Below are 12160 nucleotides of genomic sequence, written 5' to 3' on the forward strand. Positions count from 1 at the left end.
GCGCATCCCGGGGGATGCGCGGCCGCTCTGTATTCGGTCGGTCGCGGATGGAGCCGACAGCCCCTTCAGCCCGCCTTGCGAATCTTGCCGGCCGAGATGCAGCTCGTGCAGACGCGCACGCGCATGTGCGTCCCGTTCTCGGTCACGATCCGGGCGGGCTGCAGGTTCGGGCGCCAGACACGCTTGGTACGGTTGTTGGCGTGGCTGACGTTGTTCCCGCTGCGCGGGCCCTTACCGCAGACGGCGCAAAAAGCCATCGGAGTCTCCTGTAGCCGTATCGATACAAACCCTGCGAAGCCGTCAAATGTAAGCCCCCCGGGTGCATTGGTCAACCCGTCGCCGCCAACCGCTCGCGTTGACACCGCTTACGCCCAAGGCTACGTTTACCGGCTGTAACGGGCCGCAGCCGCGGCCCGCGCACCCCGCTTCGCTACGGGCATGAAGACAGCACTGATCACCGGCATCACCGGCCAGGACGGCAGCTACCTGGCCGAGCTGCTGCTGGAGAAGGGTTACAGGGTCTACGGGCTGGTCCGCCGCAGCTCCACCGTCACCTTCGAGCGCATTCAGCACATCCAGGACCGGCTGGAGCTTCTTTCGGCCGACCTCACCGACCAGAACTCACTCTTCTACGCGCTGGAAGAGTGCCGCCCCGACGAGGTGTACAACCTCGCGGCGCAGTCGTTCGTGCAGACCTCGTGGACGCAGCCCGTGCTTACGGGCGACGTGACGGGGCTGGGCGTGACGCGCATGCTGGAAGCCATCCGCATCTTCGACCGCGAGCGCCGCATCCGCTTCTACCAGGCGTCGTCGTCCGAGATGTTCGGCAAGGTGCAGGCGGTGCCGCAGGACGAGGAAACGCCGTTCTACCCCCGCTCGCCCTACGGCGTGGCCAAGGTGTACGGCCACTGGGCCACCGTCAACTACCGCGAGAGCTACGGGATGTTCGCCGTCAGCGGCATCCTGTTCAACCACGAGTCGCCGCGCCGCGGGCTGGAGTTCGTCACCCGCAAGGTGACCGACGCCGCCGCGCGCATCAAGCTGGGCCTGTCGAAGGAGCTGCGGCTGGGCAACCTGGACGCGCAGCGCGACTGGGGCTTCGCAGGCGACTACGTCCGCGCCATGTGGATGATGCTGCAGCACGACCGCCCCGAGGACTTCGTGGTGGCCACCGGCGAAACGCACACGGTGCAGAAGCTGGTGGAGACGGCCTTCGCCGCGGTGGACCTGGACTGGCGCCCGTACGTGGTGCAGGACCCGCGCTTCATGCGCCCGGCCGAGGTGGACCTGCTGGTGGGCGACCCCGCGCGCATCCGCGAGCAGCTGGGGTGGGAGCCCGAGGTGGACTTCGAGCGGCTGGTGCGGATGATGGTGGACGCCGACCTGGAGCGCCTGCGCGGCGCCCCGCGCGCGTCGCTGGCGGCGGTCTGACGCCATGCGCGTCCTGGTGACGGGCGCGGGGGGGTTCGTGGGCTCGTGGCTGGTTCCCGCGCTGGTGGCCGACGGCCACGCCGTCACCGCCGCCGGGCAGGAGGGGCACGCCTTTCCCGCGGAGCGCGCCGGCGCGGAGTGGGTGGGGATGGACATCACCTCCGCCGGTTCCGTGGCCGCGGCCGTGGAGCGCGCGGCGCCGGAGGCCGTCTTTCACCTGGCGGGGCAGGCCAGCGTGGGCGACTCGTTCAAGGACCCGCTGGGCACCTGGGACGTGAACGCCACCGGCACCCTGCGTATCGCCGGCGCGCTGCCCAAGGGCGCGCGGCTGCTGCTGGTGAGCTCGGCCGAGGCGTACGGCTCCGTGCCCGAGGCCGAGCAGCCCATCCGTGAGGACCGCCCGCTGCGGCCCTGCAATCCCTACGCGGCCAGCAAGGCGGCGGCGGAGATGGCGGCGCTGCAGGCGGGCGAGTCGGGCGGCATCGAGGTGGTGGTGGCCCGCAGCTTCAACCACACGGGGCCGGGGCAGGACGCGCGCTTCGCGCTGGCCTCCTTCGCGCGCCAGCTGGCGGTGATCCGCGCGGGCGGGGCCGAGCCGGTGCTGCGCGTGGGCAACCTGTCGGCCCGCCGCGACCTGCTGGACGTGCGCGACGTGGTGCGCGCCTACGCCACCCTGGCGCGCGCCGGTGCGCCGGGCGGCGTCTACAACGTGTGCTCGGGCGCCGCGCGCTCCATGCGCGAGGCGGTGGACGAACTGGTGGAACTGTCGGGGACGCGGGCGCGGGTGGAGGTGGACCCCGAGCGGGTGCGCCCGATCGACGTGCCCCTGCTGCTGGGCGACAGCGCCCGGCTGCGCGGGCTGGGGTGGACGCCCGGGATCCCCTTTCGCCAGACGCTGGCCGACCTGCTGGAGTGGCACGCGGCGCGGCTGGAGCCTTCGGCGCGGGCGGCGGCGTGACGGGCACCGTCTACCTGGTGGGCGCGGGCCCGGGCGATCCGGGGCTGCTGACGCTGCGCGCGGCGGAGCTCATGGAGCGGGCCGACGTGCTGGTGTACGACGCCCTGGTGAGCCCGGCCATCATGGAGCGCGCCCCGCGCGCGGAGCGCGTGTACGTGGGCAAGCGCGGCGGCGAGCACCACCGCACCCAGGAGCAGATCAACGCCATCCTCGTCGATCTGGCGGGGAAGCATCACACGGTCGTCCGGCTGAAGGGCGGGGACCCGTTCGTATTCGGGCGGGGCGGCGAAGAGGCGCTGGTGCTGGCGCAGGCGGGGATCCCGTTCGAGGTGGTTCCCGGCGTCACCGCGGGGATCGCCGCGCCGGCGTACGCGGGAATCCCCGTCACCCAGCGGGGGATGGCGGCCAGCGTGGCCTTCGTCACCGGGCACGAGGACCCCACCAAGCCCGACACGGACGTGGACTGGGCCCACCTGGCCCGCGGCGTGGGCACGGTGGTCTTCTACATGGGCGTGGGCAAGATGGCGGACAACTTCCGCCGCCTGGTCGAGCACGGCCGCGCTCCCGGCACCCCGGCCGCCGCCATCGAGTGGGGGACGTACCCCCGCCAGCGTACGGTGACGGGGACGCTGGAGACGCTCCCGGGGATCGCGAAGGAGGCGGGGATCGGCGCGCCGTCGCTGATCGTCGTGGGCGAGGTCGTCTCCCTGCGCGACACGCTGGGGTGGTGGGACCGGCGTCCGCTCTCGGGGCGCCGCATCGTGGTTACGCGGGCGCGGGCGCAGGCCAGCGACCTGGCGGCCGGGCTGGAGGCGCTGGGGGCCGAGGTGGTGCAGTTCCCCACCATCCGCATCGCCCCCGCGCGCGACCCCGAGCCCCTGCGGCGCGAGGCGGCCCGGGCGGGGTCGTTCGACTGGATCGTCTTTACCTCCGTCAACGGGGTGGAGCGGTTCTGGTACGCGCTGGCGGAGCAGGGATGTGACGCGCGAAGTCTCTGCGGCGTCAGGGTCTGTGCGATCGGCCCGGCGACGGCGGCGGAGCTGGCGCGGCGCGGGATCGCGGCCGACGTGGTCCCCGGCGAGTTCGTGGCCGAGGCGGCGGTCCAGGCCCTGGCGGCGGCCGACGACCTGCGCGGCCGGCGCATCCTGCTTCCCCGCGCCGAGGTCGCCCGGGCCGTGCTGCCCGAGCAGCTGCGCGAGCGCGGCGCCGAGGTGGTGGAGGTGGACGCGTACACCACGGTGCAGGACGGCGCGGGCGCCGAGCGGGTGCGGGCGATGCTGGACCGCGGCGAGGTCGACGCGGTGACCTTCACGGCCAGCTCGACGGTGAAGAGCTTCGTGGACCTGGTCGGCGCGGACGTCCGCGGGGCGAAGGTGGCCTCCATCGGCCCCATCACCTCCGCCACGGCGCGCGAGCTGGGGATCGCGGTGGACGTGGAGGCCGGGGAGTACACGGTGCCGGGACTGGTGGCCGCGCTCCGCGCATTCTATCTACCGCCGGAGGCATGACACGGACCGCACGCAGGTGCGCCGCCAGCGCGGCGCTGCTCTCCGCCCTGCTGGCGGAACGCGCCGCGGCGCAGCAGACCCCGCCCGCCGGCGTGCCGGCGGACTCGGCGGCCGTGGCCGCGGTCCCCGCGAGGGCCCGGATGGCGGACGCCGGGGGGGCGGCGGAGCGGTTCGACGCCTCGCCTTCGCTGACGCAGGACCACTGGGCGGTACGCGCCGCCAACCGCGCCGAGGCGCTGGGGCTGGCGCCGGGGTGGCTCCCGGCGCAGCGGAACGTACCGCGCGCGGCGGTGGCGGCCGCGCTGCGCCAGGCGGTCGGGCGGGCGCCGGAGCACGTGCCCGCGATGGCGGGCGTGGCCGCGGGGTGGCTGGCGCGATTCCAGGAGGAGTTCGCGGAGCATCGCGACGGCGCGGCGGCGGCCGGACTTCGCCCCCTGGGCGGGTACCTGGGCGCGGGCGTGCACGACCTGGCGGGGCGGCTGGAGCCGGGCGCCGGCCTCTTTCACCTGCGCACGGACCCCGTCCCCATTCCCGACACGCGAGGGCTCTTCGCCGTTGGCGGCGCGGGGGTGGCGGCGGGGCGGCACCTGGTGGCGTTCGTGGAGCCGCGGGCCATGGACGGCGCGCTGGAGCTGCCGCGCTGGGAGGTGGCCGCGGGCGCGGGCGGGGTGGCGCTCTCGGCCGGGCGGCAGCCGCTGGGGTACGCCCGCGGCGAAAGCGGCGGGGTGGTGCTGGGCGGCGGGGCGTCGCTCGTTCGCGTGCAGCTGGAGAGCGTCCGGCCGCTGCGCCTGTCCGGCGCCTTCCGGTACCTGGGCGACGTGGCCTTCCAGACCTTCGGCACGCGGCTGGACGAGGCCCGGCACCGGGGCGATCCCTGGATGTGGGGCGGCCGGCTGGCCCTGCGCCCGCACCCGAGGCTGGCGGTGGCGATCAACCGCGCCTCCATCTTCGGCGGCGACAGCATTCCCACGCCGACCACCATGAAGGTGGTGGCGCGGATGCTGGTGGGGATGCTGTCGGCGGACTTCGAGAACCAGGTGGTCTCGCTGGACGTCCGCTACCGCCTTCCCACCGAGCGGGTGCTGCCGCTGACGCTGTACCTGGAGTGGGGCGCGGACGACGCGTCGGGGAGCCTGCGGGACGTCCCGGCGATCGTGGCGGGGGCGTACGCCCCCGTGCTGCCGGGGGTGCCCGAGGTGGGCGCGGGAGTGGAGTACACCCACTTCGAGGTGTTCTGCTGCGGCAACCCGCCCTGGTACTTCAACGCGGCGCACCCGGGCGGCTGGGTGGCCGAGGGCGCGCTGCTGGGGCACCCCCTGGGCGGCGACGGCCACGAGCTGCACGGCTACGCCCACGCCGACCTGGCGCAGGGGCGGCTGCGGGTGGATACGCGGGCCTTCGTGCGCCACCGCGAAGACAAGGGGTACCACCGGCTGGAGCAGGCCGGCAACCTGATGGGCCCGGCCCGCTTTGGCGGAAGCCGCGGCGGCGCCGTGCAGGCCGCGTGGCGCGCCCACCCGCGGGTGGAGCTGCGCGCCTCGGCCGCGGGCGAGGCGGGCGGTGGCTGGTCCGAGCGCCAGCTGCGCACTTCGCTGGCGTGGCTGTTCTGAACGTGTTTTCGCCGCGGTCGCGGCCCTCTGGATAGAAGATGTCCCGTCATCCCGTGTTCCGCCCCCGCCGGCTTCGCCGCAGCGAGGGGATCCGTGCCCTGGTCCGCGAGACCACCGTCACCCCCGGCGACCTGGTCCTGCCGCTGTTCGCGGTGCCGGGGGAGGGCGTGCGGCGCCCGGTGGGCTCCATGGCCGGGGTGGAGCAGACCTCCGTCGACGAGCTGCTGCGCGACGCCGAGGAGGCGCTGCGGCTGGGGATCGGCGGGGTGCTGCTCTTCGGCATCCCGGCACGGAAGGACGAGGCGGGAAGCGGGGGATACGACGAGCACGGCATCGTGCAGACGGCGGTGCGGGCGCTGAAGCGCGCGCTTCCCGAGCTGCTGGTGATCACCGACGTGTGCCTGTGCGAGTACACCAGCCACGGGCACTGCGGGGTGCTGCGGGGCGGCGACGTGGACAACGACGCCACCGTCCCCCTGCTGGCCCGGGTGGCCGTGACGCACGCCGCCGCCGGCGCCGACGTGGTGGCGCCCTCGGACATGATGGACGGGCGGGTGGGCGCCATTCGCGCCGCGCTGGACGGGGCGGGGTTCCAGGACACCGCGCTGATGTCGTACGCGGCCAAGTACGCCTCGGCGTTCTACGGCCCCTTTCGCGACGCGGCCGAGAGCGTTCCCGCCTTCGGCGACCGGCGCACGGCGCAGATGGACCCCGGCAACGTGCTGGAGGCGCTGCGCGAGGTGCGGATGGACGTGGAGGAGGGCGCCGACATGCTGATGGTGAAGCCGGCGCTGGCGTACCTGGACGTGATCCACCGGGTCAAGGCCGAGACCGGATACCCGGTGTGCGGCTACCACGTCTCGGGCGAGTACGCCATGATCGAGGCGGCGGCCGACCGGGGGTGGATCGACCGCGAGCGGGCGCACCGGGAGGCCCTGACCGCCATCCGGCGCGCGGGGGCGGACCTGGTGGTGTCGTACTGGTCCAGGCAGTTCGCCCGCCTGGCCGCCGCCGGCTGACACGGTGTCACGATTGGACGGGTCGGACGTTCTCGGGCATTCCGGAGCCGCCGGTCCGCGGGCCGCGGACCGGGGCTCGCGTGCGCGGGGTGGCACATTGTGGGCATTTTTTGTGCGATGCGGCCGTTTCTGGCAGGCGAAACTGCTGGGGGGCCGTGTGCACCGGCCGGGCGCGTGGGTGCGCCTGGCCGCTTAGCGGGTCGAGCTGCGGCGCCGATGCGCGCGCAGAGGGAGACTGAGGGGGAGGATGACGAGTTTCAGCCAGCCCGTGGTGCAGGCGGATTCCGCCGTGCACCGGACGGGGGGACGCGCGTTTGATGCGCGCCCCCTGCAGATGGTGGAGTACGACGTGCGGCTTCGTCGCGAGATCACGCATCGCCGCCTGGCCGTGTCGCTGGCGCGGCGGGTGCTGCGCGTGGTCACGCTGCACTCGCTGGACGCCCTGCTGGTGGGCGCCACCGCGCTGCTGCTGGCCATGTACTGGGGGGTGGGCGCGCTGGTCACCCCGCTGATCCCCGCGCTGGTGGGGGTGTTCCTGCTGAGCCTGAACGCGCTGGCCACCTACCACCCCGGCGACGGCCGCCGCGACGAGGGGCGCCTGGCGTCGGCCTCGGTGCTGGCGGTGCTGCTGCTGAGCCTGCTTTCGGTGTTTCCGCCCCGGCTGGGGCTGAGCGTGCAGTTCCTCGTCTCGCTGGCGGCCGGTGCCTTCGTGGTGCTGGCCCTGGGGCGCATGGCGGCCGACCGGGTGGTGCGGCTGGCCTACGCCCGCGGCATCGGCCTGCGCCGCGCCGTGCTGGTGGGCTCGCTGTACGAGGTGGGGCAGGCGCTGCGCGACCTGCGCGACGACCGCAACGTGGACCAGTACGTGGTGGGGCACCTGAGCGTGGACGGCTCGGATCCCGCCGCCATGGGGACGGTGGCGGACCTCCCGGCGCTGCTGGACCTGGAGAACGTGCAGGAGGTGCTGGTGGCCACCCTGCTTCCCGCGCACCTGATGCGCGAGGTGACGCAGGCATGCTTCCAGCGCGGGGCGGCGGTGTACGTGCGCCCGTCGGTGCTGAACCACGTGGATTGCTGGGCCGAGCCCACCCGCGTGGGCGAGGTGCCGGTGATGCGCCTGCACCCCACGCGCTTCGAGTTTCCCACGCTGATGGTGAAGCGGATGGTGGACGTGCTGGGAAGCACGGTGCTGCTGCTGCTGGCGGCGCCCCTGCTGGCCCTGATCGCCCTGGCCATCCGCCTGGACTCGCCGGGGCCCGTGTTCTTCCGGCAGACGCGGGTGGGGCTGGGGGGGCGGCGCTTCACCATCTGGAAGTTCCGCAGCATGGCCATCGACGCCGAGCGGCGCCTGGCCGAGCTGGAGCACCTGAACCTGTACGGCCGGGTGGGGCCCTTCAAGCTGGCCAACGACCCCCGCATCACGCGGGTGGGCGGGTGGCTGCGCCGCACCAGCATGGACGAGCTTCCGCAGCTGTTCAACGTGCTGAAGGGCGACATGTCGCTGGTGGGGCCGCGGCCGCTGCCGCCCTCGGACCTGGACCGCATGGAGCCGGGCCACTACTTCGACCGGCTGTCGGTGGTGCCGGGGCTCACCGGACCGTGGCAGGTGAACGGCCGCAACCGGGTCACCGACTTCGAAAAGATCCTCAAGATGGAGCGCGACTACATCGCGCACTGGTCGCTGCTGGTGGACCTGAAGATCCTGTTCCGGACGGTGGCGGTGGTGGTGCGCGGAGACGGTGCCATCTGATGCGGGTCGCCATCACCACCGACTGGATGGACACCTTCGGGGGGGGCGAGCGCGTCCTCCACGAGCTGCACCGCATGTATCCCGACGCCCCCGTGTACACCACCGTGTACCGGCCGCAGGCGCTTCCGGCCGACATGCGGGGGATGGACGTGCGCACCTCGTTCATCCAGCGCCTTCCCGGCATCCGGCGCAGCCACATGGCGTTTTTGCCGCTGATGCCCATGGCGTTCGAGCAGTTCGACTTCAGCGGCTTCGACGTGGTGGTCACCACCAGCAGCGCCTGCGCCAAGGGGGTCATCACCCCCCCCGACACGGCCAACGTGTGCTACTGCCACACCCCCTGCCGCTACATCTGGGACCTGTACCACGAGTACACCCGCGGCCGGCTGGCCGCGCCCCTGATCGCCCCGGTGGCGCACTGGCTGCGCATGTGGGACCGCTCGTCGTCGGACCGGGTGGACCACTTCGTGGCCAACTCGCGCGAGGTGGCGGGGCGCATCCGCCGCCACTACCGCCGCGACTCCGAGATCATCCACCCCCCCGTGGACGTGGACCGCATTCGCCCCAGCGGCCGCGCGCCCGAGGACTTCTACCTGGTGGTGTCGCGCCTGGTGGGGTACAAGCGGACGGACCTGGCGGTGCAGGCCGCCACCCGGCTGGGGCGGCGGCTGGTGGTGGTGGGCGGGGGCCCGGAGCTCAAGCGGCTGCGCGCCCTGGCTGGGCCCACGGTGGAGTTCCGCGGGCGGCTGTCCGACCCGGAGGTGGCGGACCTCTACGCCCGCTGCCGCGCGCTGCTCTTTCCCGGGCTGGAGGACTTCGGAATCGTGCCCGTGGAGGCGCAGGCGTCCGGGCGGCCGGTGATCGCCTACGGCCGCGGCGGCGCGCTGGACACGGTGGTGGACGGGGTCACGGGGACGCTCTTCGCCGAGCAGTCGGTGGAGGCGCTGGCCGCCGCGATCGAGGACCACGAGGCGCGCGCCTGGGACCCGGCCGCGTGCCGGCGCAACGCCGAGCGCTTCGACGCCGCGGAGTTCCGCCGCCGGATGCACGACGCGGTGTCGCGCGAGTGGGCGCGTGTGCGCGAGGGGAGCGGGGCCCCGAAGCTGCGCGTGATGGGCGCGCTTGGCTGAGCACGGACGGGCCGGGCCCCCGCGGTCGCTGCTGGTGGACGCACGGGGGCTGCAGATGTCGGGGATCGGCCGGTACCTGCGCGAGGTGCTGGCCGGCGTGCTGGCCGACGCGCGCTTCGGCCGCGTGGCGGTGCTGGGGCGGCCGGAGGAGGTGGCGCCCTTTCTCCAGGCGAACGATCCGCGCGGCATCGGGCGGACGGTCGCCTTTCCGTACGCCTTCTACGACCCGCGGGTGCACGCGCGCTGGGCGGCGCTGTCCCTGGCCGGCCGCCTGCGCGCGGACCTCGCCTTCTTTCCCCACTACGACGTTCCGCTCACCCACGGGGCCCCGCCGTCGGTGGTGACGGTGCAGGACCTTTCGCACTGGCGCCTTCCGGAGCTCTTTCCCGCGTGGAAGCGCCGGCTGGGCCTGGTGGTGCTGGGGCGCGCCGTGCGCCGCGCGGCGCGGGTGGTGGTGACCTCGGGCGCCACGCGCCGCGACCTGCTGGAGCGCTTTCCGCACGCCGAGCGCCGCCTGGAGGTGGTGCCCCTGGGCGTGGGCCGCGACTTCGCGGAGCGCCCGGTGGACCCCGCCGCCCTGGCCCGCGCGCGGGCGCTGGGCCCCTACCTGCTGTGCGTGGGCAACCGCAAGCCGCACAAGAACCTGGGTGCCGCCGTGGAGGCGCTGGCCCGCCTGCGCGCCACCCACCCGGGGCTGCGCCTGGTGCTGGTGGGCCGCCACTTTCCCGGCGAGGACGCCGTGCGGGCACGGGCGGTGGCGCTGGGGGTGGCGGACGCGGTGGTGGAGATGGGCGAGGCGGGCGAGGACGACCTGCGCGCCCTGTACGCCTGCGGCGAGTGCCTGCTCTTTCCCTCGCTGTACGAGGGGTTCGGGCTGCCGGTGCTGGAGGCGATGTCGCTGGGCCTGCCGGTGGTCGCCTCGGACCGGGCCTCGATTCCCGAGGTGGCGGGGGGCGCGGCGCTGATCGTGGATCCGCTGGACGCGGGGGCCATCGCCCACGCGGCCGGGCGGGTGATGCGCGAGCCCGGGCTGCGCGAGCGGCTGGTGAGCGACGGGCTGCGCCGCGCCGGCGAGCTGACCTGGGCGCGCACCGCGGCCGCCGTGTGCGACCTGCTGGCCCGGACCGCGGCCGCGCCCGGTGCAAGTGCTTGCGCGGATTGACGGTACCGGGTTTGCGGGGCTAGATTTGGGGATGCACCCGCGCCCGCGCGCTTCCATGGCTTTCGCGGGCCCGTCGCGTTTCCCCCTCCGTCGAGGCGGACGAACCCTCGAAGTCGTGCCCGCCGGCGGGCCGCCCACACGAGAGATGACGAGACCGTACCGTACGCCAGCCCCGCCCCACGCCCGTGACGGGCGGCCGCGGCGCACCTCCCGCCCCCGCATCTCGTGATCGCACGTGCCGTGGGCCGTGTACGGGGAAGCCGCCTCGCGCGCAACGCCCTGACGCTGTACGGGGCCCAGGCGGCGGCGTACGCCATCCCGCTGCTGACGCTGCCGTTCCTGGCGCGCGTGCTGCGCCCCGAGGCCTGGGGGCTGCTGCTCTTTTCGCAGTCGTTCGCGGCCGCGCTGATGCTGCTGGTGGAGTACGGCTTCACCCTCTCCGCCACCCGCGCGGTGGCCCGGCTGCGGGAGGACGACGGTGCGCTGGCGCGGCTGGTGGGCGAGGTGCAGCTGTCCAAGGCGCTGCTCTGCGCCTGCGCCTGCGTGATCGCGGGCGGGGTGGGGGTGCTGGTGCCCTCCTTTCGCGCGCACCCGTGGCTGCTGGTCTGGGCCACGCTGTGGGCGGTGGGGCAGGGGATGAGCCCGCTGTGGTACTTTCAGGGGCAGGAGCGGCTGAGCCGCCCCGCGCTCACCGAGCTGGCCATGCGCGCCGCCGCGGCGGCGGCCGTGTTTCCGCTGGTGCGCGGGCCGGGCGACGCCTGGATGGTGCTGGCGCTGCAGGCGGTCACGTCGTGGATCGCCGTGGGGGTGACTACGGCGTGGATGTACCGCGAGGTGCGGCGGGTGCGCGCCCCCTTCGCCGCCGCCGTGCGGATGCTCCGCGCGTCGGCGGAGCTGTTCGTGTTTCGCGGCGCGGGCGGGCTGTACACGGTGGGAAACCCGTTCCTGCTGGGCGTGCTGGCCGGCCCCGCCGCCGTGGCGCTGTATGGCGGGGGAGAGCGCATCATGCGGGCGGCGGTCAACCTGCTGGCCCCCGCCTCGCAGGCCCTGTTTCCGCGGGTGAGCTACCTGATGGCCAACGACCGGGCGCGGGGGGACCGGCTGGTGCGGGTTTCCCTGCTGGCCATGGCCGGGGTGGGGACCGTGCTTTCGGGGGTGCTGGCCCTTTCCGCGCCCCTGGTGGTGCCGCTGCTGCTGGGCCCCGGCTACGAGCAGGTGGTGCCCGTGCTGCGCGTGCTCGCCGTGCTTCCCCTGCTGATCGGGGTGAACACGGCGCTGTGCGTGCAGTGGGCGCTGCCGCTGGGGCTGGACCGGGCCGTGGTGTGGGCCGTGGCCGGCGCGGCCGTGGTGAACACCGTCTTCGCCCTGCTGGCCGTGCCGGCGTACGGGGCGGTGGGGATGGCGTGGGGGCTGGTGGCGGCGGAGGCGTGGATCACCCTGAGCCTGGGGCTGCGCTACCGCGCGGGCGTTCCCCAGGCGGCGGCCCCGGCGGTCCCGGCGGCGCCGGCCCCGCGCGCCGCCGCGCGGGGCGAAGACCTCGCCCTGCCGGTGTGAGCGTTCGCCGGCGCGGGGCGCGGATGGAGGGTTCGTCG

General features: G+C 74.3%; 10 protein-coding genes. 9 read left to right on the plus strand and 1 reads right to left on the minus strand.

Going from position 1 to position 12160, the window contains the following annotated elements:
• Nucleotides 1-65: 65 nt before the first annotated feature.
• Complete coding sequence (gene rpmB, locus VGC13_RS32440; RefSeq protein ID WP_331129512.1) at nt 66-257, minus strand: 50S ribosomal protein L28; 192 nt, start codon at nt 255-257, stop codon at nt 66-68.
• A 181-nt stretch (nt 258-438) separates the two neighbouring features.
• Here rpmB and gmd point away from each other — a divergent pair, with 181 nt between their 5' ends.
• The 9 genes from gmd (at nt 439) to VGC13_RS32485 (ending at nt 12122) form a co-directional block, all read left to right on the plus strand.
• On the plus strand, nt 439-1431 hold the full coding sequence (gmd, locus tag VGC13_RS32445; protein ID WP_331129513.1) for a GDP-mannose 4,6-dehydratase: 993 nt from the start codon (nt 439-441) through the stop codon (nt 1429-1431).
• 4 nt (nt 1432-1435) lie between these two features.
• Nucleotides 1436-2389 carry a GDP-mannose 4,6-dehydratase gene (locus VGC13_RS32450; protein WP_331129514.1) on the plus strand — a complete coding sequence of 318 codons (954 nt, stop codon included), beginning with the start codon at nt 1436-1438 and terminating at the stop codon, nt 2387-2389.
• Nucleotides 2344-3897: a uroporphyrinogen-III C-methyltransferase gene (gene cobA / locus VGC13_RS32455; protein WP_331129515.1), complete on the plus strand. Its 1554-nt coding sequence runs from the start codon at nt 2344-2346 to the stop codon at nt 3895-3897. Before VGC13_RS32450 ends, cobA begins: the two co-directional genes overlap by 46 nt.
• Nucleotides 3894-5507 carry a capsule assembly Wzi family protein gene (locus VGC13_RS32460; protein WP_331129516.1) on the plus strand — a complete coding sequence of 538 codons (1614 nt, stop codon included), beginning with the start codon at nt 3894-3896 and terminating at the stop codon, nt 5505-5507. Before cobA ends, VGC13_RS32460 begins: the two co-directional genes overlap by 4 nt.
• 38 nt (nt 5508-5545) lie before the next feature.
• Nucleotides 5546-6526: a porphobilinogen synthase gene (hemB, locus tag VGC13_RS32465; RefSeq protein WP_331129517.1), complete on the plus strand. Its 981-nt coding sequence runs from the start codon at nt 5546-5548 to the stop codon at nt 6524-6526.
• A 247-nt stretch (nt 6527-6773) separates the two neighbouring features.
• Nucleotides 6774-8276 carry a sugar transferase gene (locus VGC13_RS32470; RefSeq protein WP_331129518.1) on the plus strand — a complete coding sequence of 501 codons (1503 nt, stop codon included), beginning with the start codon at nt 6774-6776 and terminating at the stop codon, nt 8274-8276.
• Nucleotides 8276-9406 carry a glycosyltransferase gene (locus VGC13_RS32475; protein WP_331129519.1) on the plus strand — a complete coding sequence of 377 codons (1131 nt, stop codon included), beginning with the start codon at nt 8276-8278 and terminating at the stop codon, nt 9404-9406. The genes VGC13_RS32470 and VGC13_RS32475 overlap by 1 nt, the downstream gene beginning before the upstream one ends.
• Nucleotides 9399-10568 carry a glycosyltransferase family 1 protein gene (locus VGC13_RS32480; protein WP_331129520.1) on the plus strand — a complete coding sequence of 390 codons (1170 nt, stop codon included), beginning with the start codon at nt 9399-9401 and terminating at the stop codon, nt 10566-10568. Before VGC13_RS32475 ends, VGC13_RS32480 begins: the two co-directional genes overlap by 8 nt.
• A gap of 225 nt (nt 10569-10793) precedes the next feature.
• A complete protein-coding gene (locus VGC13_RS32485) occupies nt 10794-12122 on the plus strand; it encodes an oligosaccharide flippase family protein (RefSeq protein WP_331129521.1) in 1329 nt (442 codons plus the stop codon).
• Nucleotides 12123-12160 lie beyond the last annotated feature (38 nt).

It is taken from the genome of Longimicrobium sp. (genome assembly GCF_036399255.1).
In the GTDB taxonomy this organism is placed as follows: domain Bacteria; phylum Gemmatimonadota; class Gemmatimonadetes; order Longimicrobiales; family Longimicrobiaceae; genus Longimicrobium.